Origin of the sequence: Streptomyces sp. NBC_00096 (assembly GCF_045041305.1) — a bacterium.
Lineage (GTDB): Bacteria > Actinomycetota > Actinomycetes > Streptomycetales > Streptomycetaceae > Streptomyces.
The window spans coordinates 4,382,701-4,408,062 of sequence record NZ_CP108221.1 but is presented as its reverse complement, the minus strand read 5'-3'; the positions used below and the strand labels follow the sequence as shown (position 1 = coordinate 4,408,062).

At 71.0% G+C, this 25,362-nt stretch carries 22 protein-coding genes; 17 read left to right on the top strand and 5 right to left on the bottom strand.

The annotated features are described in order from the left end of the window. Positions 1–99 precede the first annotated feature (99 nt). Positions 100–951 carry an SDR family NAD(P)-dependent oxidoreductase gene (locus OG904_RS19410; RefSeq protein WP_405492624.1) on the top strand — a complete coding sequence of 284 codons (852 nt, stop codon included), beginning with the start codon at positions 100–102 and terminating at the stop codon, positions 949–951. Positions 952–997: 46 nt separating this feature from the next. Here OG904_RS19410 and OG904_RS19405 read toward each other — a convergent pair whose 3' ends face one another. Both OG904_RS19405 and OG904_RS19400 read right to left on the bottom strand, forming a co-directional pair. Beyond that, a complete protein-coding gene (locus OG904_RS19405; protein ID WP_405492622.1) occupies positions 998–1,804 on the bottom strand; it encodes a phosphatase in 807 nt (268 codons plus the stop codon). A 56-nt stretch (positions 1,805–1,860) separates the two neighbouring features. After that, complete coding sequence (locus OG904_RS19400; RefSeq protein ID WP_405492620.1) at positions 1,861–2,439, bottom strand: TetR/AcrR family transcriptional regulator; 579 nt, start codon at positions 2,437–2,439, stop codon at positions 1,861–1,863. Between the two features lie 100 nt (positions 2,440–2,539). On the opposite strand from OG904_RS19400, the gene OG904_RS19395 reads away from it, so the two are divergent. The 10 genes from OG904_RS19395 to OG904_RS19350 all read left to right on the top strand — a co-directional run bounded on the left by OG904_RS19395 (position 2,540) and on the right by OG904_RS19350 (position 15,959). Beyond that, complete coding sequence (locus tag OG904_RS19395) at positions 2,540–4,156, top strand: carboxyl transferase domain-containing protein (protein WP_405492618.1); 1,617 nt, start codon at positions 2,540–2,542, stop codon at positions 4,154–4,156. Between the two features lie 16 nt (positions 4,157–4,172). Further along, positions 4,173–6,398: a biotin carboxylase N-terminal domain-containing protein gene (locus OG904_RS19390; RefSeq protein ID WP_405492616.1), complete on the top strand. Its 2,226-nt coding sequence runs from the start codon at positions 4,173–4,175 to the stop codon at positions 6,396–6,398. Between the two features lie 11 nt (positions 6,399–6,409). After that, positions 6,410–7,327, top strand: a complete 918-nt coding sequence (locus OG904_RS19385; protein WP_405498118.1) for a hydroxymethylglutaryl-CoA lyase — start codon at positions 6,410–6,412, stop codon at positions 7,325–7,327. An 8-nt stretch (positions 7,328–7,335) separates the two neighbouring features. Further along, positions 7,336–8,496: an acyl-CoA dehydrogenase family protein gene (locus OG904_RS19380; RefSeq protein WP_405492614.1), complete on the top strand. Its 1,161-nt coding sequence runs from the start codon at positions 7,336–7,338 to the stop codon at positions 8,494–8,496. Between the two features lie 129 nt (positions 8,497–8,625). Beyond that, on the top strand, positions 8,626–9,666 hold the full coding sequence (locus OG904_RS19375; protein WP_405492612.1) for an ABC transporter substrate-binding protein: 1,041 nt from the start codon (positions 8,626–8,628) through the stop codon (positions 9,664–9,666). Between the two features lie 112 nt (positions 9,667–9,778). After that, a complete protein-coding gene (locus OG904_RS19370) occupies positions 9,779–10,684 on the top strand; it encodes a siderophore-interacting protein (protein WP_405492610.1) in 906 nt (301 codons plus the stop codon). A gap of 146 nt (positions 10,685–10,830) precedes the next feature. Beyond that, a complete protein-coding gene (locus OG904_RS19365; RefSeq protein WP_405492608.1) occupies positions 10,831–12,318 on the top strand; it encodes a pyridoxal phosphate-dependent decarboxylase family protein in 1,488 nt (495 codons plus the stop codon). After that, the gene (locus OG904_RS19360) at positions 12,302–13,594 is read left to right on the top strand and encodes a lysine N(6)-hydroxylase/L-ornithine N(5)-oxygenase family protein (RefSeq protein WP_405492606.1); all 1,293 of its coding nucleotides are present in this window, start codon (positions 12,302–12,304) and stop codon (positions 13,592–13,594) included. Before OG904_RS19365 ends, OG904_RS19360 begins: the two co-directional genes overlap by 17 nt. Next, entirely contained in the window at positions 13,591–14,181 is a 591-nt protein-coding gene (locus OG904_RS19355; RefSeq protein WP_405492604.1) for a GNAT family N-acetyltransferase, read from the top strand. Before OG904_RS19360 ends, OG904_RS19355 begins: the two co-directional genes overlap by 4 nt. Next, complete coding sequence (locus OG904_RS19350) at positions 14,178–15,959, top strand: IucA/IucC family protein (RefSeq protein WP_405492602.1); 1,782 nt, start codon at positions 14,178–14,180, stop codon at positions 15,957–15,959. Before OG904_RS19355 ends, OG904_RS19350 begins: the two co-directional genes overlap by 4 nt. 118 nt (positions 15,960–16,077) lie before the next feature. On the opposite strand, the gene OG904_RS19345 is transcribed toward OG904_RS19350, so the two are convergent. After that, positions 16,078–17,667, bottom strand: coding sequence for a beta-N-acetylhexosaminidase (locus tag OG904_RS19345; protein WP_405492600.1), 1,590 nt, complete (start codon positions 17,665–17,667; stop codon positions 16,078–16,080). Between the two features lie 63 nt (positions 17,668–17,730). Here OG904_RS19345 and OG904_RS19340 point away from each other — a divergent pair, with 63 nt between their 5' ends. The 3 genes from OG904_RS19340 (at position 17,731) to glmS (ending at position 20,921) form a co-directional block, all read left to right on the top strand. After that, positions 17,731–18,642 (top strand): DUF4429 domain-containing protein, encoded by a 912-nt coding sequence (locus OG904_RS19340; RefSeq protein WP_405492598.1) that lies wholly within the window; start codon positions 17,731–17,733, stop codon positions 18,640–18,642. A gap of 107 nt (positions 18,643–18,749) precedes the next feature. Next, complete coding sequence (locus OG904_RS19335) at positions 18,750–19,025, top strand: hypothetical protein (protein ID WP_250741293.1); 276 nt, start codon at positions 18,750–18,752, stop codon at positions 19,023–19,025. Between the two features lie 78 nt (positions 19,026–19,103). Next, positions 19,104–20,921: a glutamine--fructose-6-phosphate transaminase (isomerizing) gene (gene glmS / locus OG904_RS19330; protein WP_405492595.1), complete on the top strand. Its 1,818-nt coding sequence runs from the start codon at positions 19,104–19,106 to the stop codon at positions 20,919–20,921. Between the two features lie 96 nt (positions 20,922–21,017). Here the strand turns inward: glmS and OG904_RS19325 are convergent, their stop codons facing one another. Further along, the gene (locus OG904_RS19325; protein WP_405492593.1) at positions 21,018–21,584 is read right to left on the bottom strand and encodes an acetate uptake transporter; all 567 of its coding nucleotides are present in this window, start codon (positions 21,582–21,584) and stop codon (positions 21,018–21,020) included. Between the two features lie 99 nt (positions 21,585–21,683). After that, entirely contained in the window at positions 21,684–22,214 is a 531-nt protein-coding gene (locus tag OG904_RS19320; protein WP_328298807.1) for a universal stress protein, read from the bottom strand. A 475-nt stretch (positions 22,215–22,689) separates the two neighbouring features. Here OG904_RS19320 and OG904_RS19315 point away from each other — a divergent pair, with 475 nt between their 5' ends. From OG904_RS19315 to orn, 3 genes are all read left to right on the top strand, one after another. Beyond that, positions 22,690–23,010: a hypothetical protein gene (locus OG904_RS19315; protein WP_405492591.1), complete on the top strand. Its 321-nt coding sequence runs from the start codon at positions 22,690–22,692 to the stop codon at positions 23,008–23,010. A 376-nt stretch (positions 23,011–23,386) separates the two neighbouring features. Then, on the top strand, positions 23,387–24,556 hold the full coding sequence (locus OG904_RS19310) for a helix-turn-helix domain-containing protein (protein ID WP_405492589.1): 1,170 nt from the start codon (positions 23,387–23,389) through the stop codon (positions 24,554–24,556). A 92-nt stretch (positions 24,557–24,648) separates the two neighbouring features. Continuing rightward, positions 24,649–25,251: an oligoribonuclease gene (gene orn / locus OG904_RS19305; RefSeq protein WP_266877785.1), complete on the top strand. Its 603-nt coding sequence runs from the start codon at positions 24,649–24,651 to the stop codon at positions 25,249–25,251. The last annotated feature ends 111 nt before the right edge of the window (positions 25,252–25,362 follow it).

Genomic DNA, 25,362 nt, shown 5'->3' with positions numbered 1-25,362 from the left:
GTGTACGCACACACAACGATAATCTGTGTGTGTACACGCGAAGATTATTCGCGTGACGTCCGCGACGCCTGCGCCGTCCACCGCACCCAGGAGACCTCCATGACACCCACGGCCCGCAAGACCGTCCTCATCACCGGCACCTCTTCCGGCATCGGCCTCGCCGCCGCCGTGGCCGCCGCCGCGGCCGGCTGGCACACCGTCGCCACCATGCGCGACACCGGCCGGGCCGACGCCCTGCTCAAGGCCGCCGAGGAGGCGGGCGTCTCCGGCCTCGTCCAGGTGAAGCGCCTCGACGTCACCGACCCCGCGTCCGTCGCCGCCTGCGTGGCCGAGACCGTGGCAGAGCACGGCCGGCTCGACGCGGTGGTGAACAACGCCGGCGCGGGCTCCGTGGGCACCATCGAGCAGCAGGGCATGGAGCAGGTCCGCTCCGCCATGGAGGTCAACTACTTCGGCGTCGTCGAGCTCACCCGCGCCGCCCTTCCCCATCTGCGGGCGGGCGGCGGCCGCGTCATCACGGTCACCAGCGTGGGCGGAGTGATCGGGCAGCCCTTCAACGAGTCGTACTGCGCGGCCAAGTTCGCCGTCGAGGGGTTCATGGAATCGCTCGCACCGGTCGCCGCGAGTGTCGGCGTCCACGTCACCGTCGTCGAACCGGGGGCGGTGGCGAGCGAGTTCGTCGCCAGCCTGCAGCTCGACCTCCCGGCCATGCTGGCCGCGGCGGGACCGTACGCGCCCGCGCTGAAGGCCTACGTCGAGCGGACGACGCAGTCCTTCGCCGGCGCCCAGAGCTCTGCGGAAGCCGCCGCCCCGGTCATCGCGGCGCTGACCGCGGAGCACCCGGCGTTCCGCGTCCAGACCTCGGAGTGGGCCCGCGACTTCGTCGCGGCGAAGCTCGCCGACCTCGACGGCTCGGCCGTCCAGACCCTCACGGGCGCCTGGGTCCGCTGACCCGGCCCCGCCGCGCGGAGGGGCCCCGGGAGCGGGGGCGCAGCTGCTACAGCAGGCCCGCCGCGTCCAGCAGGTACGCCACCATCGGGTCGTAGAAGCGCGGGTCGCGGACGTGGTCGTCCAGGGGGATCGCCACCTGGAGGGTGCCTTCGGCCTCGGCCAGGAAGAGCGCGGGGTCGTTGCAGTCGGCGTAGCCCACCGCGTCCAGGCCGCGCTGCGCCGCGCAGCCCGCCCAGCCGTGGTCGGCGACGACCAGGTCGGGCTGGGGGCGGCCGTGCGCCGCCAGCGCGTCCAGGATCGCGGCCATCGGCTCCGGGGAGTGGGTGTGCCACAGCGTCGCCCCGCGCTCCAGCACGGCGACGTCCGCGAACTGCCACACCGAGCCCTCGTCGGCCGTCAGCCCCGCCGGGATCACCACGATCTCGCAGCCGGCCGCGCGCAGCGCGTCGGCGGTGGCGCGGTGCACGTCCAGCAGGCCGCCCGGGTGCCCCGTGGCCAGCAGCACGCTCTGCCGGTCCAGCGCGGCCTTGCGCAGCCGCGCCGCCAGCCGGTCCAGGCCCGCCACGGTCAGTTCGGGGTCGATGGTGTCCTGGCCGAAGCGGTACGAGGCGTCGTCCACGACCCCGCAGCGTTCCGCCATCACCGCGAGCACGTCCTGCTCGTCCGTCCACCGGTCGCCCAGCTCCAGGCCCAGCCAGTAGTGCCGGTCGCCGTTGGCGAGCTTGCGGTAGTGGGAGAGGTTGTTGTCGCGCGGGGTCGCGACGTCTCCCGCGATCCGGGTCCGGACCAGGTGGTCGATGAGTTCGGCTCGGCTGGGGACAGGCGTCTCTATCGGCTTCGACATGCGGCCCATTCTGCCGCCGCGCGCCCGGAGCCGTCCCGTCCATCCCGATCTGCGGACGCGCCCCGTCATCCCGACAGCGCCCCGAAGGCCCCGTTGGCGAGCCGCCGCAGCAGCGACTCCGTCGCCTCCCGGCCGAGCGCGGCCAGGTGCGGGGTGGAGTTCAGCAGACCGAAGACCGCGTGCACGGAGACGCGTACCTCCGCCTCGCCCACCTCGGGGTGCAGCTCCCGTACGACGTCGACCCACAGCTCGACGTACTGGCGCTGCAGCTGCCGTACGAGCTTGCGGTCGGCATCGCGCAGCCGGTCCAGTTCCCGGTCGTGGAGGGTGATCAGCGCCCGGTCGTCGAGCGCGAAGTCGATGTGGCCGTCGATCAGGGAGGCCAGTACTCCGGACGGGTCACCGGCCGCTTCCGCGACCCGGTGGCGGCCGCCGGTCAGCAGCCGTTCGCTGATGCCGACGAGCAGCTCGGCGAGCATCGCGTCCTTGCCCGCGAAGTGCCGGTACAGGCCGGGGCCGCTGATGCCCACCGCGGCCCCTATCTCGTCCACGCCGACGCCGTGGAAACCGCGCTCGGCGAAGAGGCGGGCAGCCTCGCTGAGGATCTGCTCGCGCCGGGTCGGGGCGGCCGCTCTGGTGCTCATGGGAATCCATTCTAGACAGGGCCGTTAGCGGTCGTTAACCTAAGTCCCACATGCGTTAACGCTCATTAACAGGAGCGCACCGAGCAAGGGAGCTCGACCGATGCAGCAGGCACCAGTGCTGACGAGCGCCGCCGACCCGGCGTCCGATGCCTGGCGGGCCAACGAGGCCGCCCACCGCGAGCTCACCGAGGACCTGCGGGCCCGGCTGGAGGCCGCCCGGCTCGGCGGCGGGGAGAAGGCCCGGGCCCGCCACACCGCCCGCGGGAAGCTGCTGCCGCGCGACCGCGTGGACGCCCTCCTCGACCCCGGATCCCCCTTCCTGGAGCTGGCCCCCCTGGCCGCCGAGGGCATGTACGGGGGCGCGGCCCCGGCCGCCGGGGTCATCGCGGGCATCGGCCGGGTCAGCGGCCGCGAGTGCGTGATCGTCGCGAACGACGCCACCGTCAAGGGCGGCACGTACTACCCGATGACCGTCAAGAAGCACCTGCGCGCCCAGGAGGTGGCCCTGGAGAATCGTCTCCCCTGCCTCTACCTGGTCGACTCGGGCGGCGCCTTCCTCCCCATGCAGGACGAGGTCTTCCCCGACCGGGACCACTTCGGCCGCATCTTCTACAACCAGGCCCGCATGTCGGGGGCCGGCATCCCGCAGATCGCCGCCGTCCTCGGCTCCTGCACGGCGGGCGGCGCGTACGTGCCGGCCATGAGCGACGAGGCCGTCATCGTCCGCGGCCAGGGCACGATCTTCCTCGGCGGCCCGCCGCTGGTGAAGGCCGCCACCGGCGAGGTGGTCACGGCGGAGGAGCTGGGCGGCGGCGAGGTCCACTCGCGGATCTCCGGGGTCACCGACCACCTCGCGGAGGACGACGCCCACGCGCTGCGGATCGTACGGAACATCGTGGCCACCCTGCCCGACCGCGGGGCCCTGCCCTGGTCGGTCGAGGCTCCCGAGGAGCCCAAGGTGGACCCGTACGGGCTGTACGGCGCGGTGCCGGTCGACTCCCGCACCCCGTACGACGCCCGCGAGATCATCGCCCGGATCGCGGACGGGTCCCGCTTCCAGGAGTTCAAGGCCGAGTTCGGGCAGACCCTGGTCACCGGCTTCGCCCGGATCCACGGCCACCCGGTCGGCATCATCGCCAACAACGGCATCCTGTTCTCCGAATCCGCCCAGAAGGGCGCGCACTTCATCGAGCTGTGCGACCAGCGCGGCATCCCGCTGCTCTTCCTCCAGAACATCTCCGGCTTCATGGTCGGCCGGGACTACGAGGCGGGCGGCATCGCCAAGCACGGCGCCAAGATGGTCACGGCCGTGGCCTGCGCCCGGGTCCCCAAGCTCACGGTGGTGGTCGGCGGCTCGTACGGCGCGGGCAACTACTCGATGTGCGGGCGGGCGTACTCGCCTCGCTTCCTGTGGATGTGGCCCAACGCCAAGATCTCCGTGATGGGCGGCGAGCAGGCCGCTTCCGTCCTCGCCACGGTCAAGCGCGACCAGATCGAGGGCGCCGGCCAGGAGTGGCCGGCCGAGGACGAGGAGGCCTTCAAGGCCCCGGTCCGGGCCCAGTACGAGGCCCAGGGCAACGCCTACTACGCCACGGCGCGGCTGTGGGACGACGGGGTCATCGACCCGATGGAGACCCGGCAGGTGCTGGGACTGGCCCTGACGGCTTGCGCGAACGCTCCCCTGAGCGACTCGGGCTTCGGCATCTTCCGCATGTGACGTGAGGACTTCTTCGATGTTCAGCACTGTTCTGGTGGCGAACCGGGGCGAGATCGCGGTACGGGTCATCCGTACCCTGCGGGAGCTCGGCGTACGCTCGGTCGCCGTCTTCAGCGACGCGGACGCGGACGCCCGCCACGTACGGGAGGCCGACACGGCCGTCCGGATCGGCCCGGCGGCGGCCGCCGAGAGCTACCTGTCGGTGGAACGCCTGCTCGACGCCGCACGGCGTACCGGGGCGCAGGCCGTCCACCCCGGCTACGGATTCCTCGCGGAGAACGCGGCCTTCGCCGCCGCCTGCGCGGACGCCGGCCTCGCCTTCATCGGGCCGCCGGCCGCGGCGATCTCCCTGATGGGCGACAAGATCCGCGCGAAGGAGACCGTCAAGGCGGCGGGCGTGCCCGTGGTCCCCGGCTCCACGGGCAGCGGACTGTCCGACGCCGAACTGATCGCGGCCGCCGAGGAGATCGGCGTGCCGGTGCTGCTGAAGCCCTCGGCGGGCGGCGGCGGCAAGGGCATGCGGCTGGTACGGGACCCCGGGCTGCTGGGCGAGGAGATCGCGGCGGCGCGGCGCGAGGCCCGCTCCTCCTTCGGCGACGACACCCTGCTGGTCGAGCGCTGGGTGGACCGGCCCCGGCACATCGAGATCCAGGTGCTGGCGGACGCGCACGGGAACGTGGTCCACCTCGGCGAGCGCGAGTGCTCGCTCCAGCGGCGCCACCAGAAGGTCATCGAGGAGGCTCCCAGCGTGCTGCTGACGCCGGAGCTGCGGGCCTCGATGGGCGCGGCGGCGGTGGAGGCGGCGCGCTCGTGCGGGTACGTCGGCGCGGGCACGGTGGAGTTCATCGTCCCGGGCGGGGACCCGTCCTCGTACTACTTCATGGAGATGAACACCCGGCTCCAGGTGGAGCACCCGGTGACGGAGCTGATCACCGGGCTCGACCTGGTGGAGCAGCAGCTGCGGGTCGCGGCGGGCGCGGAGCTCGGCTTCGGCCAGTCGGACGTCACCCTCACCGGCCACGCCATCGAGGCCCGCGTCTGCGCCGAGGACCCGGCCCGGGGGTTCCTGCCCTCCGGGGGCGTGGTGCTGGCGCTGTCCGAGCCCTCGGGCGGCGCCGTCCGCACCGACTCCGGGCTGGTGGCGGGGGTGGACACCGGGTCCACCTACGACCCGATGCTGTCGAAGGTCATCGCCTACGGGCCCGACCGGGCGGCTGCCCTGCGAGTGCTGCGGGGGGCCCTCGCGGACACCGTGATCCTGGGCGTGCAGACGAACGCCGGGTTCCTGCGGAGGCTGCTGGCGCACCCCGACGTGGTGTCGGGCGAGCTGGACACGGGCCTGGTCGAGCGGGACCTGCTCTCCCTCCTCCCGGAGGGGGTGCCGGACGAGGTGTACGCGGCGGCCGCACTGCTCTCCTCCCCCCACTGCGCCCCTTCCCGAAACCGGGCTCTGCCCGGACCCTCGCCTCGAACGCCGGCGGGGCCGGACGAGGGCGGCTCGACGGGTTCGGCGAAGCCGGGATGGATCGACCCGTTCGACTCCGCCAACGGCTGGCGCCTGGGCGGCACCCCCGCCTGGACCGTCCACCACTTCCGCCTCCCGGGCCAGGACCCGGTCACCGTCCGCACCCGCCCGTCGGGTTCCGACACGGAACTGCTGCTCACAGCCGCCGCCGAGGCCGGCCGGGATCCGTCCACACCCGCACCCGCCGGCGACGCCGCCCAAAATCCGTCCACACCCGCACCCGACAGCGGCGCCAGGCAAAATCCAGCCCCGCCGGCGATTGAGGCGCGGGGTCCGGGGCGGAGCCCCGGCGCACCGGCCCGGGGCCGGATCCTCGCCCGCACCCCCGAGCACCTCACGGTCGAACTCGACGGGATCACGCACCGGTTCAGCCACGCCACCTCCCCCGACGGGATCTGGCTAGGCCACGACGCAGACGCCTGGCACGTGCAGACGTACGACCCGGTCGAAGCGAACCTGCGCGGCGGCACGAGGACCGGCGCCGGAACCCTCGCCGCCCCCATGCCCGGCACCGTCACCGTCGTCAAGGTGGCCGTCGGCGACGAGGTGACCGCCGGTCAGAGCCTGCTAGTCGTCGAGGCCATGAAGATGGAGCACGTCATCTCCGCCCCGCACGCCGGAACCGTCACCGAGCTGGACGTCACCCCCGGGACCACCGTCGCCATGGACCAGGTCCTGGCCGTGGTCACCCCCGGGAACGAGGAGGAGGCCAAGTGAACGGGCTGCCCATGACCGTCCCCGCCGCCGGCCTGCCGGCCCGGGTCCGCATCCACGAGGTCGGCGCCCGCGACGGGCTGCAGAACGAGAAGCCGGCCGTCCCCACCCACGTCAAGGCCGAGTTCGTGCACCGGCTGGCCGCCGCCGGGCTCACCACCATCGAGGCCACCAGCTTCGTGCACCCCAAGTGGGTGCCCCAGCTGGCCGACGCCGAGGAGTTGTTCCCGCTCCTCGCCGACGTGGCGGCCGCGCTGCCGGTCCTCGTCCCCAACGAGCGCGGCCTCGACCGCGCGCTCGCGCTCGGTGCCACCCGTATCGCGGTGTTCGGTTCGGCCACCGAGACCTTCGCCTCCCGCAACCTCAACCGCACGGTCGCCGAGTCCCTCGCGATGTTCGAGCCCGTCGTGGCCCGCGCCAAGGAGCAGAAGGCGCACGTGCGCGGCTACCTCTCCATGTGCTTCGGCGACCCCTGGGAGGGGCCCGTCCCGGTCCACCAGGTGGTCGGCGTGGCCAAGGCCCTGCTCGACCTCGGCTGTGACGAGCTGAGCCTCGGCGACACCATCGGCGTCGCCACCCCGGGGCACGTCCAGGCCCTCCTGAGCGAGCTCAACGAGGAGGGCGTGGGCACCGACCGGATCGGCGTGCACTTCCACGACACCTACGGCCAGGCCCTGTCCAACACCCTCGCCGCGCTCCAGCACGGCGTGACCACCGTCGACGCCTCCGCGGGCGGCCTCGGCGGATGCCCGTACGCGAAGAGCGCCACCGGCAATCTCGCGACCGAGGACCTCGTCTGGATGCTCGACGGCCTCGGCATCGAAACCGGGGTCGATCTGACCGCCCTCACCGCCACGAGCGTGTGGATGGCGGAGCAGCTGGGGCGCCCCAGCCCCTCCCGCACCGTCCGCGCCCTCTCCCACAAGGAGTAACGAAGACCATGGCCCTCGACCACCGGCTCACCCCCGAGCACGAGGAACTCCGCCGCACCGTCGAGGCGTTCGCGCACGATGTCGTGGCGCCGAAGATCGGCGATCTGTACGAGCGGCACGAGTTCCCGTACGAGATCGTCCGCGAGATGGGCCGCATGGGCCTGTTCGGCCTGCCCTTCCCGGAGGAGTACGGCGGCATGGGCGGCGACTACCTCGCCCTCGGCATCGCCCTGGAGGAGCTGGCCCGGGTCGACTCCTCGGTCGCCATCACCCTGGAGGCGGGCGTCTCGCTGGGCGCCATGCCCCTCTACCTCTTCGGCTCCGAGGAGCAGAAGAGGCAGTGGCTGCCGAGGATGTGCTCCGGCGAGATCCTGGGCGCCTTCGGTCTGACCGAGCCCGGCGCCGGTTCCGACGCGGGCGGCACCCGCACCACCGCCGTCCGCGAGGGCGACGAGTGGGTCATCAACGGCTCGAAGTGCTTCATCACCAACTCCGGTACGGACATCACCGGTCTGGTCACCGTCACCGCCGTGACGGGCCGCAAGGCGGACGGCCGTCCGGAGATCTCCTCGATCATCGTCCCGTCCGGCACCCCCGGCTTCACGGTGGCCGCCCCCTACTCCAAGGTGGGCTGGAACTCCTCGGACACCCGGGAGCTCTCCTTCGACGGCGTACGGGTCCCGCTGGCCAACCTGGTCGGCCAGGAGGGCCGCGGCTACGCCCAGTTCCTGCGCATCCTGGACGAGGGCCGGATCGCCATCTCGGCGCTGGCCACCGGTCTCGCGCAGGGCTGCGTGGACGAGTCGGTGAAGTACGCCAAGGAGCGGCACGCCTTCGGCCGGGCGATCGGCGACAACCAGGCCATCCAGTTCAAGCTCGCGGACATGGAGATGCGCGCCCACATGGCCCGGATCGGCTGGCGCGACGCGGCCTCGCGGCTCGTGGCCGGGGAGCCGTTCAAGAAGGAGGCGGCCATCGCGAAGCTGTACTCCTCGACGGTGGCCGTCGACAACGCGCGGGACGCCACCCAGATCCACGGCGGCTACGGGTTCATGAACGAGTACCCGGTGGCCAGGATGTGGCGGGACTCGAAGATCCTGGAAATCGGCGAGGGCACCAGCGAGGTCCAGCGCATGCTCATCGCCCGTGAGCTGGGGCTTTCCTCCTAGCGGTACCGACGGTTCAAAAAATGGGGGGTCCTTTACTTAGGGCCCCCTTACCGCTTTCAGCCAAGGTTAGGCTAACCTTCCCCTCGAACGGCTCGACGGCCGCCCGGCACGCATGAAAGCGACATCGACATGCCCAAGTCCCGCTCCTCCCTCCTCACCCGCCGCGGTCTCATCGCGGCAGGCGGCGCCCTTGGTCTCGTGGCCGCGCTCACCGCCTGCGGCGGCAACGACTCCGCGAAGGGCGGATCGGGCGACAAGGCCTCGGGCGCCGCCTCCGGTACCTGGACCTTCCAGGACGACCTCGCCAAGCAGCCGCTGACCGCGAAGTCGACGCCGAAGAACATCGTCGCCTTCACCGGCACCGCCGCCGCGCTGTACGACTACGGCGTCAACGTCAAGGGCGTGTTCGGCCCGACGAAGACCGCCGACGGCAAGGCCGACGTCCAGGCCGGCTCGATGGACATCTCCAAGGTCGAGATCCTCGGCAACGTCTACGACGAGTTCAACGTCGAGAAGTACGCGACCCTCAAGCCCGACCTCCTGGTCACCAACACCTGGGACGGCACGTACTGGTACGTGCCGGAGGCCTCCAAGGACAAGATCCTGAAGCTGGCGCCGGCCGCCGCGATCGGCGTGGGCGGCGACGTCACCATGGACAAGGCGCTCTCGCGCACCGCCGACCTCGCCAAGTCCCTGGGCGCCGACCTGAACGCCAAGAAGGCCGTCGACGCCAAGGCCCGCTTCGAGGCCGCTTCCGCGAAGCTGCGCGAGGCCACCAAGGCGAACCCGGGCATCAAGGTGCTCGTCGGCTCCGGCTCCGCCGACCTGTTCTACGTCTCCACCGCGGCCACCTCCGCCGACCTGAAGTACTTCCAGTCGCTCGGCGTCGAGTTCGTCACCCCGGAGAAGACGGACGAGGGCGGCTTCTTCGAGAGCCTCAGCTGGGAGAACGCCGGCAAGTACAAGGCCGACGTCGTCCTCCTCGACAACCGCACCGGCACCCTGCAGCCGCAGGAGCTGAAGGCCAAGCCGACCTGGGCCGAGATGCCCGCCGTCAAGGCCGGTCAGATCACCCCCCGCGTGACCGAGCCGATCTACTCGTACGAGAAGTGCGCGCAGATCATCGAGGACCTCACCAAGTCCATCCAGAGCGCCAAGAAGGTCAGCTGACCTCAGGCAGCACGGCCCCGGCGCCTCACCCAGGCGCCGGGGCCGCCTGTCGTCACGCGCCACCCGCCGCCCGCCACCCGGCGCCGAACCGATCCCAGGGGGGACCCTCCGCATGACCGCCACCGCATCCGACGCCGCCCCGGCCGTCGCACACTTCCGGTTCTTCGAGCTCGAAGTGGTCCGCACGCGCCGTCTCGGAAAATCGTTCCTGCGGATCACCTTCGGCGGTGAGTCCCTCAGGGAGTTCCGCTCGGGCGGCTACGACCAGAGCCTCTCGCTCTTCCTGCCGCCGGCCGGCCGGGAGCACACGGTTCTGCCGTCCACGGGCGAGGACACCTGGTTCGCGGACTGGCGCGCGATGCCCGACGGGGAACGCCCGGTGATGCGCTCCTACACCGTCCGCGAACAGCGCCGGACCCCCGAGGGGGTGGACGAGATCGACATCGACTTCGTCCTGCACGGGGACTCCTCGCCCGCCTCCTTCTGGGCGGGCCGCGCGGTCACCGGCCGCCGGATCATGGTCATCGGCCCGGCCGTCGCGGAGAACAAGTCCGTGCGTTTCCAGCCGCCGGCCGCCACCGACGCCGTCCTGATGTACGCGGACGAGACGGCCCTGCCCGCGGCCGCCGCGATCCTGGACCGGCTCCCGGCCGGGACCAGGGTCAGGGCCTGGTTCGAGGTCCCGCACGAGGACGACCGGCTGGTCCCCGCGACGCTCGCGGACGCCGACATCACCTGGGTCGTCCGGGAGCCGGCCTCCGGCCGGGAGCGCACCGAGCAGCTGCTGGAGGCGCTCCGGGCGGCCGAACTGCCCGCCGCCCAAGCCCCGTACGCCTGGATCGCGGGCGAGTCCTCGACGATCCGGGCGGTGCGCAGGCACTTCGTGCAGGAGCGGGGCGTCGACCGGCGCGCGGTGCGCTTCACCGGCTACTGGCGGCTCGGCGCGAGCGAGGAGGAGCTCCTCGCGGAGGCCTACTCGGGCAACGCGCCCAGTGAGGACCCGGCGGCGGAGCTCTAGCTCCAACTTCCCCCTGGCTGAAAACACTTGAGATGGGCCCCGGCTTTCCCGCCGGGGCCCATCCGTATTTGGCATGGAAGTAAGGTTAGGCTAACCTAAGCCCCGCACCCCACGCCCCCCGCTCCCCCCTGCCCGGAGGAAAGTTGATGCGTCAGCATCTGCTCAACGAGACGACTGCGGACCTCTACCGGCGTTCCGTCACCGAGGGAGTCGCACGCGTCGCGGCCAAACTCGCGACCACCGAACGGCCCCACACCGGCATATCCGTCGACGAACTCGCCCCGGTCATCGCCGGCATCGACCTGGACGCCCCGCTCGAGGACGCGGCCGCAGCCCTGGACGAGCTGGAGGAGGTCTACCTCCGCGACGCCGTGTACTTCCACCACCCGCGCTACCTGGGCCACCTCAACTGCCCGGTGGTCATCCCGGCCGTACTCGGCGAGGCGGTCCTCTCGGCCGTCAACTCCTCCCTCGACACCTGGGACCAGTCGATCGGCGGCACGCTCATCGAGCGCCGGCTCATCGACTGGACCGCACAGCGCATCGGCCTCGGCCCCGCCGCGGACGGCATCTTCACCTCCGGCGGCAGCCAGTCGAACTTCCACGCGCTGCTCCTGGCCCGCGACGAGGCCTGCCGCATCGTGATGAAGAACAGCTCCCGCGAGCTGCCGAAGTCCGAAGTCCTGCCGAAACTGCGCATCTTCACCTCCGAGGCCAGCCACTTCAGCGTGAAGAAGTCGGCCGCCATGCTCGGACTGGGCTACGAGGCCGTCATCGCCGTCCCCGTGGACCGCAACCGCCGCATGGACACCTCGGTCCTCGCCCTGGAACTGGAGAACTGCGCCCGTGAGGGCCTCTTCCCCATGGCCGTCGTCGCCACCGCCGGCACCACCGACTTCGGGTCCATCGACCCGCTCCCCGAGATCGCCCGCCTGACCGCCGAGCACTCCGCCTGGATGCACGTGGACGCCGCGTACGGCTGCGGACTGCTGGTCTCCCCCACCCGCCGGCACCTGCTCGACGGGATCGAGTTCGCCGACTCGGTCACGGTCGACTACCACAAGTCGTTCTTCCAGCCGGTCAGTTCCAGCGCCCTGCTGGTCCGCGACCGCGACACCATGAAGCACGCCACGTACCACGCGGACTACCTCAACCCCCGCCGGATGGCGGAGGAGCGCATCCCCAACCAGGTCGACAAGTCCATCCAGACCACCCGCCGCTTCGACGCGCTCAAGCTCTGGATGACCCTGCGCGTGATGGGCGCCGACGGCATCGGCTCGCTCTTCGACGAGGTCATCGACCTGGCCGCGGCCGGCTGGGACGTCATCGACGCCGACCCGCGCTACGAGGTCGTCGTCAGGCCGCAGATCTCCACCCTGGTCTTCCGCTTCGTCCCCGGGAACGCCTCCGACGTGCCCGCCGAGCTCGTGGACGAAGCCAACCTGCACGCCCGCAAGGCCCTGTTCGCCTCCGGTGAGGCCGTCGTGGCCGGCACCAAGGTGGACGGCCGCCAGTACCTGAAGTTCACCCTCCTCAACCCGCAGACGACGACGGCCGACATCGCGGCCGTCCTCGACCTCCTCGCCGCACACGCCGAGCAGTTCCTTGGAGAATCCCTTGTCCACGCCTCGTGACTTCATCGGAATCGGCCTCGGTCCCTTCAACCTGGGACTCGCCTGCCTGACCGCCCCGATCGACGAGCTCGACGGGCTCTTCATCGAGTCGAAGCCGCACTTCGAGTGGCACGCCGGAATGTTCCTGGACGGCGCACACCTGCAGACGCCGTTCATGTCGGACCTCGTGACCCTCGCCGACCCGACCTCGCCCTTCTCCTTCCTGAACTACCTGAAGGACAAGGACCGGCTGTACTCGTTCTACATCCGGGAGAACTTCTACCCGCTGCGCGCCGAGTACAACGAGTACTGCCGCTGGGCCGCCGACCGCCTCGACAACGTCCGGTACTCCACCTCCGTCACCGAGGTGACCTACGACGAGAAGGCGGGCCTCTACGAGGTCCACACCGACCGCGGCGAGACCCACCTGGCCCGCCGCCTGGTCCTGGGCACCGGCACCCCGCCCTTCGTCCCGCAGGCCTGCGAGCGGCTCGGCGGCGACTTCACCCACAACTCCGCCTACATGCAGAACCGGGCGGAACTGCAGAAGAAGAAGTCGATCACCCTGGTCGGCTCGGGCCAGAGCGCGGCCGAGATCTACTACGACCTCCTGTCGGAGATCGACGTCCACGGCTACCAGCTCAACTGGGTCACCCGCTCCCCGCGGTTCTTCCCGCTGGAGTACACCAAGCTGACGCTGGAGATGACCTCCCCCGAGTACGTGGACTACTTCCACGCGCTCCCCGAGGACACCCGCTACCGGCTGGAGACCCAGCAGAAGAACCTGTTCAAGGGCATCGACGGCGAGCTCGTCAACGCCATCTTCGACATGCTGTACCAGAAGAAGGTCACCTCGCCGGGCCCGGTCACCACCACCCTGCTGACCAACACCTCGCTGAACACCGCCGCGTACGACACCACCACGGGCGCGTACACGCTGGGCCTTCGCCAGGAGGAGCAGGAGCGCGACTTCTCCCTCGCCACCGAGGGTCTGGTGCTCGCCACCGGTTACAAGTACGTGCTCCCGGAGTTCCTGAACCCGGTCCGCGACCGCCTGAACTTCGACGGCCACGGCCGCCCCGACGCGGCGCGCAACTACAGCATCGACACCACCGGCCGCGGCGTGTTCCTCCAGAACGGCACGGTCCACAACCACTCGATCACCTCGCCCGACCTGGGCATGGCCGCGTACCGGAACGCGTACATCATCGGAGAGCTGCTCGGCCGCGAGTACTACAAGGTCGAGAAGTCCATCGCGTTCCAGCAGTTCGCAGCCCCGGAAGGCACCCTCGCATGAGCACCACCACCGATTCCCCCTTCACCCGCACCGACGCGGAGCTCGGCACCTTCGCCGTCCGCCCGCTGGACCCCTTCGCCGACGCGGAGCTGCTGCACGGCTGGGTCACGCACCCCAAGGCCTCGTTCTGGATGATGCAGGAGGCCTCGCTGCCGGACGTGGAGCGCGAGTACATGCGCATCGCCGCGCACGAGCACCACGACGCCTTCATCGGCCTCCACGAGGGCCGCCCCGCCTTCCTGATGGAGAGCTACGACCCGGCCGAGCTGGAGCTGGTCGGCCTGTACGAGGCCCAGCCCGGGGACGTCGGCATGCACTTCCTCGTCGCCCCCAGCGACACCCCTCTGCACGGGTTCACCCGCGCCGTCATCACCACCGTCATGGCGGCCCTCTTCGCCGACCCGGCCACCCGCCGCGTCGTGGTGGAGCCCGACGTGCGCAACACCGCCGTCCACGCCCTGAACGAGGCGGTCGGCTTCGTGCCCGACGGCCCGGTCACCAAGCCGGAGAAGGAAGCCCTGCTGAGCTTCTGCACCCGCGAGCAGTTCGAGGCCGCCACCGGCCTCACCACGGGAGAGTCGATATGAGCCTCACCGACGCCGTGTCCCACCTCTCCCCCGAGCTGTGGGCCCGCGCCAACCGAGCCCTGGTCAGGAAGGCCCTGGCGGAGTTCTCCCACGAGCGCCTGCTGACCCCGGTGCCACTGGGCGAGGACGCGTACGCCGTCCTCAGCGACGACCGGACCGTCGAGTACCGCTTCACCGCGGTCCTGCACGCCCTGGACCACTGGGCGGTGGACGAGGTCTCCATCACCCGCCACCGGGACGGGGCCGAGCTGGCGCTGGACGCCATCGACTTCCACATCGAGCTGAAGGACTCCCTCGGGCTCAGCGCGGAGGTCCTGCCGGTCTACCTGGAGGAGATCTCCTCCACCCTGGCCGGCTCGGGCTTCAAGTACACCAAGCCCCAGGTCTCCTCCGCCGTCCTCGCCAAGTCCTCCTTCCAGGACATCGAGACCGGCATGACCGAGGGCCACCCCTGCTTCGTCGCCAACAACGGCCGGCTCGGCTTCGGCGTCCACGAGTACCTCTCGTACGCCCCGGAGACCGCCAGCCCGGTCCACCTGGTGTGGGTGGCGGCCCGCAAGGACGTCTCCACCTTCACGGCGGGCGCCGGCCTGGACCACGACTCCTTCATGCGCGCCGAGCTCGGCGAGGCCGCGATCGAGCGGTTCGAGGCCTCCCTGCGGGCCCTGGACCTGGACCCGGCGGACTACCACTACTTCCCGGTGCACCCCTGGCAGTGGTGGAACAAGACCACGGTCACCTTCGCCGCCGAGATCGCCAACCGGCGCCTGGTGCTGCTGGCCGAGGGCGAGGACGCGTACCTCGCGCAGCAGTCGATCCGCACCTTCTTCAACACCAGCGCCCCTGAGAAGCACTACGTCAAAACGGCGATCTCGGTGCTCAACATGGGCTTCATGCGCGGGCTGTCCGCCGCCTACATGGAGGCCACCCCGGCCATCAACGACTGGCTGCACCAGCTGATCCAGTCGGACTCGGTCCTCCAGGCGGTCAACTTCTCGATCATCCGCGAGCGCGCGGCGATCGGCTACCACCACCGCCAGTACGAGCGCGCGACCGACCGGTACTCCCCGTACCGCAAGATGCTGGCCGCGCTGTGGCGCGAGTCCCCGGTGGGCTCGCTCCGGGACGGGGAGCGCCTGGCGACGATGGCCTCGCTCCTGCACGTGGACTCCGAGGGCAAATCCTTCGTCGGCGCCCTCATCGCGGAGTCGGGCCTCACCCCGGCCGAGTGGCTGCGCCCGTACCTGCGCGCCTACCTGGTACCGCTGCTGCACTGCTTCTACCAGTACGACCTGGCGTACATGCCGCACGGCGAGAACACGATCCTCGTCATCGAGAACGGCGTGGTGAAGCGGGCGATCTTCAAGGACATCGCCGAAGAGATCGTCATCATGGACGCGGACGCGGTGCTGCCGCCGGCCGTGGAGCGGGTCCGGGCCGACGTCCCCGAGGACATGAGGCTGCTGTCGATCTTCACGGACGTCTTCGACTGCTTCTTCCGCTTCCTGGGCTCGATCCTGGTCGCGGAGGGCATCTGCGAGGAGGACACCTTCTGGCGGGCGGTCGCCGACTGCGGCCACGAGTACCAGGAGTCGATGCCGCAGCTCGCCGAGCGCTTCGAGCGGTACGACCTGTTCGCCGAGGAGTTCCAGCTTTCCTGCCTCAACCGCCTGCAGCTGCGCAACAACAAGCAGATGGTCGACCTCGCCGACCCGTCCGCCGCACTCCAGCTGATCGGCACCCTCAAGAACCCCGTCGCGCCCTTCGCGCGACGGTGACAGCGGGCGGGGCGGCGGCGATACGGTCCCTCGGCGGCGCCCCGCCCCCTCGCTGGACGGCGGGACCGCGAAGCCCTGACTGGCCCTCTTCGCGGTCCGGCCGTCCGCCGTCCGCCCGCTACGACCAGGGGACGTCCGGAGCCCGGTAGTAGGCGATGTCCTGGGCGTCCAGCCGCGGCCCCTGGGCCGCCAGGCGCCTGCGGTACCCGTCCCAGCCCAGCGCCCCGGCCGGCGACCAGCCCAGCTCCGCCAGGCCCAGCACCCGCGGGTACGCCATCAGCTCCCAGTCCCCGCGCGCCGCGATCGTCTCCGTCCACAGCGGGGCCTCCACCCCGAGGACGGCGGACTCCGGGACACCGTTCAGGTAACTCCCCGGGTCCCAGGAGTAGGCCCGCTTCACCGGCACGTACCCGGTCCAGGCCAAACCGGGCTTCGTCGCCTTCTCGTACTTCATGTCCAGGTACAGCCGGTCCGCCGGGGACAGGATCACCGGGTTACCCGCCTTCGCCGCCGCGGCCACCGCCGCCTTCTCCGCCGCCGGGGTGCGGTCGTGACCCCAGTACTGGAGCACCGCGCCCTTGGCCGGACGGGCCGTCGCGAGCTGGTGCCAGGCCACCACGGTCTTGCCGTGCTTCGCCACCACCGCCTGCGCCCGGTCCATGAAGGCCGCGTAGTCCGCCGCCGGCGTGGAGTTCGCCTCGTCGCCGCCGATGTGCAGGTACTTGCCCGGGGTCAGTTCCGCGAGCTCCCCCAGCACCTGGTCGATGAACTCGTACGTCCGCTCCTCGCCGACGCACAGCGAGCTGAAGCCGACCTTGATCCCGGTGTACGGCTCGCGGGCCTTGCCGTCGCAGTTCAGCTCCGCGTAGGCGGACTGGGCCGCGTTCACGTGCCCCGGCATGTCGATCTCCGGGACCACGTCGACGTACCGCTCGCCCGCGTAGGCCACCAGCTCCCGGTACTGCTCCTTCGTCCAGTACCCGCCGGGCCCGCCGCCGACCTGGCCGGCGCCGCCGGTCCGCGCCAGCTTCGGCCAGGAGTCGATCGCGATGCGCCATCCCTGGTCGTCGGTCAGGTGCAGGTGCAGGGTGTTGACCTTGTACTGCGCGAGCTGGTCGACGTACCGCTTGACCTGCTCCACCGTGAAGAAGTGCCGGGCCACGTCCACCATCGCCCCCCGGTACGCGAAGCGCGGCGCGTCGGTGACCGTGCCGCCCGGCACCGTCCCCGGTCCGGACACGGGCAGCAGCTGGCGCAGGGTCTGCCCGGCGTGGAAGAGGCCGGCGGGCGTGCGGGCGGTCAGGGTGACCCCGCCGGGCCCGGACTCCAGCCGGTACCCCTCCTCCCCCGCCCCTTCGGCCCCCTCGTCGAGCCGGAGCCGGATGCCGTCGCCGTCCGCCCCGCCGACCACCGGCAGCGGCAGCCCGCTGGGGCCGCGCAGCTGCTCCGCGAGGAGTTCGCCGACCCTGCGGACCTCCTCGTCCTGCGTCAGGCCGGTGCGGATGACCGTGCCCGGGCCGAAGGCGTACCCCGGGCCCTGGGCGCGCGCGGAGACGGGCGCCGGCAGGAGCCGCTCGTAGGGGGCGAGCGCGGCGGGGGGTTCGTCGCCGGGCCGGGCGTCGTCCCCGTGGGCGGCAGTGCAGGAGACGGCCGCGGGGGCGGCGGCGAGGACGAGGAGGGCGGCGAGCGTGCGTCGCGGGACTCTCATGCGCACAGGTATAGGCCAACCGGACCCGGAAGGGGGCCGTACGGGCGGTGCGAGAATCCCAGGATGGCGGAAATCATCCAGAAGGACGGCACATGGACCTTCGACGGGGACGCGGTGCGCATCGTGCCGGGCCGCGACAAGGGGGTGGCCCTGCTGCGCCAGACGCTGGGCGAGGTGGTCGTGCCGCTGCGCGCGCTGGCCGGGATCTCCTACGAACCGGGGCGCAAGGCGGGCCGGCTGCGCCTGCGGCTGCGTGACGGCGCCGACCCGCTGCTGCAGGTGACGGGCGGGCGGCTGCCGGAGGCCTCCGATCCCTACCGGCTGACCGTGGAGCCGGACCGCGGCGGGGTCGCGGAGTACTTCGTGGACGAGGTGCGCAATGCCCTGCTGCTGGACCAGGTGGATCCCGGGCCCGCCGGCTCCTACCTCCTGCCGGGTCCCGCCGTGCCGATCACGGTCGGCGCGGGCGACGGGACGGTGGCCTTCGACGGGGACCGGGTGACCCTGGAGTGGAGCTGGACGACCGAGGAGGCGAAGCGGTCCGGCGGGGCCAGGGAGTTCAGGGTCGCGGACGTGCGGTCGGTGGAGTGGGCCCCCTCGCGGGGGCTGGAGAACGGGTGGATCCGCTTCTCCCTGGCCGGCACCTCGGCGCAGCCCGCCGCGCCGAAGTACGACCCGCACACGGTGGAACTGTTCGGATTCAAGAAGGACCCGCTGATGGCGCTGGTCGCGGCGGCCGTCGCGGTACGCATGCCCCACCCGGCGGCGCCCGGGGCCGGGGCCGGGGCCGTCCCCGGTCCCGCGGTGAAGCCCGCTCTGGCCTCCGCCCCGGCGGCGGCACCCGCCCCCGCCCCGGCGGAGGACCACGACGCCCTGCTGCGGCGGCTGCGCGAGCTGGGAGAGCTGCATCAGGCGGGGATCCTCACGGCCGAGGAGTTCACGACGGCGAAAGCGGCGATTTTGGGTCGATTCTGAGCGCGAAAGACCGGAATAGACCTGCCTTATGGTCCAGACCAGCGAGATCCTGCCCGATATCGGGCAGGATTTTTGCGTTCTTGGGCCCGTACCGCCAATATCGACGAATGCCCGACCGCCGCCCGTCGCACGAGGACCTCGTCGACCACTTGGTGCGCAGCACCTCGCTCCAGCGGGGCGAAGCCGCCCGAGTGGTGCTCGACGTACTCGCGTACTTCGACGAGAGCACCGAAGAGTTCGTCCGCCGCCGCCACCGTGAGCTCCAGTCCGGCGGCGCGGTCAACGCGGACATCTTCGAGCGGATCGCGGCCGAGCTGCCGCACCGCGCCGTGGCGCCACCGGAGCTGTCGCTCCGGCAGCTGCGCCGCATCGTCTACGGCTGACACGGCTGAGCACCGCCCCGGACAGGGGGGCGGGCAGCGGCAAGAGAGCGTTCGAACTTCAGGAGGGGAAAGACCTTTATGTGCGGAATCGTGGGTTACATCGGCAGGCGTGACGTGGCACCGCTGCTGCTGGAGGGGCTGCAGCGACTGGAATACCGCGGTTACGACTCCGCCGGCATCGTCGTCAACACCCCGAAGGCCGCGACCCTGAAGGTCGTCAAGGCCAAGGGCCGCGTCCGCGAGCTGGAGTCCCGGGTACCCAAGCGCTTCGCCGGCACCACCGGCATCGCCCACACCCGCTGGGCCACCCACGGCGCCCCGAGCGACATCAACTCCCACCCGCACCTGGACGCCGACAACAAGGTCGCGGTCGTCCACAACGGCATCGTCGACAACGCCTCCGAGCTGCGCGCCAAGCTGGAGGCCGACGGAGTCGTCTTCCTCTCGGAGACCGACACCGAGGTGATCGTCCACCTCATCGCCCGCGCCCAGGCCGACACCCTGGAGGAGAAGGTCCGCGAGGCGCTCAAGGTCATCGAGGGCACCTACGGCATCGCCGTCATGCACGCCGACTTCGCCGACCGCATCGTCGTGGCCCGCAACGGCTCGCCGGTCGTCCTCGGCATCGGCGAGAAGGAGATGTTCGTCGCCTCCGACGTCGCCGCGCTCGTGGCCCACACCCGCCAGATCGTCACCCTGGACGACGGCGAGATGGCTACCCTGAAGGCCGACGACTTCCGGACGTACACCACCTCCGGCACGACGACCACCGCCACGCCCGAGACCGTGGAGTGGGAGGCCGCCTCGTACGACATGGGCGGTCACGACACGTACATGCACAAGGAGATCTCCGAGCAGGCCGACGCGGTGGACCGCGTCCTGCGCGGCCGGATCGACGACCGCTTCAACACCGTGCACCTGGGCGGCCTGAACCTGGACCCGCGCGAGGCGCGCGGCATCCGCCGGGTCAAGATCCTGGGCTGCGGCACCTCGTACCACGCCGGCATGATCGGTGCGGGCCTCATCGAGAGCCTGGCCCGGATCCCCGCCGACGCCGAGCCGGCCTCGGAGTTCCGCTACCGCAACCCGGTCGTGGACCCCGACACCCTCTACATCGCGGTCTCCCAGTCCGGTGAGACCTACGACGTGCTGGCGGCCGTGCAGGAGCTCAAGCGCAAGGGCGCCCGCGTCCTCGGCGTGGTCAACGTGGTGGGCTCCGCGATCGCCCGTGCGGCCGACGGCGGCGTGTACGTGCACGCCGGCCCCGAGGTCTGCGTCGTCTCCACCAAGTGCTTCACCAACACGGTCGTGGCCTTCGCGCTGCTCGCCGTGCACCTGGGCCGCATCCGCGACCTGTCCGTCACCGACGGCAAGCGGATCATCGACGGCCTGCGCAAGCTGCCCGCGCAGATCCAGGAGATCCTCGACGGCGAAGAGGACATCAAGAAGCTGGCCGCCGAGTACGCCGAGGCCAAGTCGATGATGTTCATCGGCCGCGTCCGGGGCTACCCGGTGGCCCTGGAGGCCTCCCTGAAGCTCAAGGAGATCTCCTACATCCACGCCGAGGCCTACCCGGCCTCCGAGCTCAAGCACGGTCCGCTCGCCCTGATCGAGCCGTCGCTGCCGACGGTCGCGATCGTCCCGGACGACGACCTGCTGGAGAAGAACCGCGCGGCGCTCGAGGAGATCAAGGCCCGCAGCGGCCGGATCCTGGCGGTCGCCCACCGCGAGCAGGAGAAGGCCGACCACACCATCCTCGTGCCCAAGAACGAGGATGAGCTGGACCCGATCCTGATGGGCATCCCGCTCCAGCTGCTGGCGTACCACACGGCCCTTGCCCTGGGCCGGGACATCGACAAGCCGCGCAACCTGGCGAAGTCCGTGACCGTCGAGTAGCCGGACCGCACACGAAGAAGGCCCCCGGGGATCCCCCGGGGGCCTTTTCGTACGTGCGGGCCGTGCACGCCGTGCGGGTCGTGCGGGCCCGTGCCCTCAGCTCGCGGCGACCGCGCCGCGCGAACCCTTGCCGAACGCCACCGGCCAGCTCGCCAGCGCCGCGGTGGCCCCGTACCAGGCCAGCAGTCCGGCGAGCGCCGCCACCCAGCCGGCCGCCTTGGCCAGCCCGCCGCTGTCGGCGAAGGTGCCTATCGCCAGGAGCAGGAGGGAGAGGGTGAACAGGCCGTACACGCCCTGGCCGAACAGCCCGCCCGAGGCCCCGGCGGTCAGGGTCAGCGCCAGCATGGCGAACAGGACGAGGAACAGTCCGGCCGCGTGTGCCGAAACCTTTCCGTCAGCGCCGTTGGCCCAGGTGAACCAGAAGGCGCCGATACCGGCGAACGCCGTCCCGTTGAAGCCGTTGCCGCCACGGAACTCCATGACTCCGAGGACGAACAGGGCGAGACCGCCGAGGAAAGTCGCGAGCGACACGGAGTTGGCCACGGTGACACCGTCGATGATGCCGGTGTGGCCGATACCGAACGCGAGAAGGGTGAGACCCAGGGCGATGTGCCCGAGGGTCGAAGTCGAGGCCGTGCTTCCCGCAGAGACACCATTGTCCACGGCGGGCTCCCTTCGATCTGCAGTTGTTTGCTGCGTCCCAGCAGCATTTATCTACCCCTTACATGGGGGTGCACAACCGCACAATCGACATACAGTCGGTTACGGGATGACAACAACCGGTCGCTGCGCCCGCTTCGCCAGCCGGCCCGCCACCGATCCGAAGATCCGGCCGACGATGCCGTGCGTGGAGCCGACGACGATGGCGTCCGCCGAATACTCCCGGCCGACCTCCTCCAGCTCGTGGCAGATGTCCCCGCCGCGCTCCACGAGGATCCACGGGACCTCGGCCAGGTAGTCCGCACAGGCCAGCTCCAGGCCCAGCACCTCGGTCCGGTGGTCCGGCACGTCGACGAAGACCGGCGGCTCGCAGCCGGCCCACACGGTGGTGGGCAGCCGGTTGGCCACGTGGACGATGATCAGCCCGGATCCCGAGCGACGGGCCATCCCGATCGCGTACGCGAGGGCGCGCTCACTGGACGTGGATCCGTCGAAGCCCACCACGACCCCGTGCCGGAAGGCCGGGTCGCAGGGATGACGTGGTTGTTCCACCGCGCGCAGGTCGGCCGATTCTGGGTCGGCGAGGCGTTTGCGCTTGCGGTCCGCGGGTTCGGAGAATTCGTGACCGGCCATGGGTGTCTCGGCGAAGAGGTCCTCGGGGGAAGGGACAAGCGGGCGGGGCGCCAGTAGGCGGAAGCGACTATTCGAACGGGACGATTCCAGAAAACGACAACTCAGTGTGACCGAGCTCTGTCCGGGAAGCATCTTCCCAAGCCCATACCCACCAGGGTACGGCGACACTCCTGCACTGCACAGGGCTTGCCGCCCCTGGAGAGCGTCCAAGGGAGCATGCCGCAGCGACGCCGCCTTGGCAATGTCCGCTGCCCCCTACAGCCAGTGACGAGAGGCGCCCCAGCGGGTACGCGCCACCCGTGCGCGCAGTGACCGAGCCGCGCCGCCCGCCGTTGGACACGAGTCCGACCGTCCAGGAAGAGCCCGCAGGGAGCACGCCGTGCCCGGTCATCCGGTTCACCCCGTCCAGCCCGCTCAGTCGCCCGCTCAGCCGACGCAGTCCGTCCACATGCCACCCCCTCCTCTTCACCCGTCCGTGCAGCCCGCGAGGCGGACCCAGGACGACCCCGCGGGTGACGTGGTGCGCTGGGCGGCCTTCAGCTGCCTGCTCGTCCCCGTCGTCCTCGTCGTCTACGGGACCTCCTTCGGCGGGGCCGCGGTGGCCACGCTCGGCCTGGCCGCCGTCACGGCCGCCTGCCGGGTGCTGCTGCGCCACTCGGAGAAGGAGGAGCGGAAGGCTGCCCGGGTCCTCGCGCGGGACCGATTGACGCCCGCCCATCGGGGCCGGCATTCGCGTGCCGGGGGCGGAACACAGCGTGGATGTCAGGTTTCCGGTGGGATGTCCCCTCACGACTGACCGATTCGCACATCCACACCCGCACGTTTTCAGCCAACTTCCCGGCAGGTCACCCCCCTTGCCGGAATGTCCCCCCACCCCCCTCACCATCAGCGACTACGGCGCCGGAGGGGGACTTTGACCCTACGAGTACTGGCCATGGCCGGACAGTGCGCTTTCCACCCGGGTAGCGGAGTGGAACGCTTCCTGATCGAATGCTTTTCGCCAAGTTGCCAAGTCGACATAGCGCTGCGTGCTGAACTTGTCACGCCGACACCACGGGACGCAGTAGATTCGATCATGTATTTACGGCGGGGGAGCCACGTGCAAGGCCGAGGGGATACGTGCAGGTGCGACCAGACCAAGGAGTCGCGACACCCAAGGGGGGCTTAGCGCCATGAGCCAGGATTCCACCGCCGTCGTCGTTGACGGCAGGAAGCTCGCGGGGCGTCGCCGCAGGGAGATCGTCGCGGTGCTGCTGTTCAGCGGCGGGCCGATCTTCGAGAGCTCCATTCCACTTTCCGTGTTCGGCATTGACCGGCAGGACGCGGGAGTTCCACGCTACCGACTGCTCGTGTGCGCCGGTGAGGACGGTCCGCTGAGGACCACCGGCGGACTCGAGCTGACCGCGCCATACGGGTTGGAGGCGATCGCCCGGGCAGGCACGGTCGTCGTTCCCGCGTGGCGTTCCATCACCTCACCGCCGCCGCCGGAGGCGCTCGACGCGCTGCGTCTGGCGCACGAGGAGGGGGCCCGGATCGTCGGACTGTGCACGGGGGCATTCGTGCTCGCCGCCGCCGGTCTGCTGGACGGGAGGCCCGCGACGACGCACTGGATGTACGCGCCGACGCTGGCCAAGCGGTACCCGTCCGTCCACGTCGATCCGCGCGAGCTGTTCGTCGACGACGGCGACGTGCTGACGTCCGCGGGCACCGCGGCCGGAATCGACCTGTGCCTGCACATCGTCCGCACGGACCACGGCAGCGAGGCGGCCGGGGCCCTGGCCCGACGGCTCGTCGTCCCGCCGCGCCGCACGGGTGGCCAGGAGCGCTACCTCGACCGGTCGCTGCCGGAGGAGATCGGCGCCGACCCGCTGGCCGAGGTCGTCGCCTGGGCACTGGAACACCTCCACGAGCAGTTCGACGTGGAGACGCTGGCGGCGCGCGCCTACATGAGCAGGCGCACCTTCGACCGGCGGTTCCGCTCGCTCACCGGCAGTGCGCCGCTGCAGTGGCTGATCACCCAGCGGGTGCTCCAGGCACAGCGGCTGCTGGAGACCTCCGACTACTCGGTCGACGAGGTCGCCGGACGCTGCGGGTTCCGTTCGCCGGTCGCGCTGCGCGGGCACTTCCGCCGCCAGCTGGGGTCCTCCCCGGCCGCCTACCGCTCCGCCTACCGGGCCCGTCGCCCGCAGACGGACGTGGCCCAGGTGGCGCAGCTGTCGGAGTCGCCGGTACCGCACCAGCGCACTCCGCAGCCGCAGCGGACCGCCGCGGCGCTGGCCGCGGCCGGTTCCACGGTGACGGAGCTGTACGCCCCGGGCCGGGTGCTGCGCGAGCACGCGTAGCCCGTGCCGGGCCCTGCCCGGCGAAGGTCCTGAGAAGGTCCCCCGTATCGGTGGTCACCGATACGGGGGACCTTCCGCATAAGGTGGGGCACATGAACGATCGCATGGTGTGGATCGACTGCGAGATGACCGGGCTCTCGTTGACGGACGACGCACTTATCGAGGTGGCCGCACTGGTCACCGACTCGGAGCTCAACGTGCTCGGCGAAGGCGTGGACATCGTGATCCGCCCGCCGGACGCTGCCCTGGAGACCATGCCCGACGTGGTGCGCGAGATGCACACCTCGTCCGGCCTGCTCGACGAGCTGGCCGGCGGGACCACCCTCGCGGACGCGGAGGCACAGGTCCTGGCCTACGTACGGGAACACGTCAAGGAACCCCGCAAGGCCCCGCTCTGCGGAAACACGGTCGGCACCGACCGCGGCTTCCTGCTGCGCGACATGGCCGCGCTGGAGGGGTACCTGCACTACCGGATCGTGGACGTGTCCTCGATCAAGGAGCTGGCGCGCCGCTGGTACCCGCGCGCGTACTTCAACAGCCCCCCGAAGAACGGCAACCACCGGGCGCTCGCGGACATCAAGGAGTCCATCGCCGAGCTGCGCTATTACCGGGAGGCGGTCTTCGTGCCGCAGCCCGGCCCGGACTCGGACACGGCGCGGACCATCGCCGCCAAGCACGTGGTCCCCGGCGCCTAGGCCGTCTCTTTCGGATCTTGCCGGGCCCCCGGAGGCGGGCGCGGGAAAAGGGGGGAGCGAGCACCCTCCCGGACCCTGTACGCTTTTCTTCGGCCGGTCGGTTTTCCGACC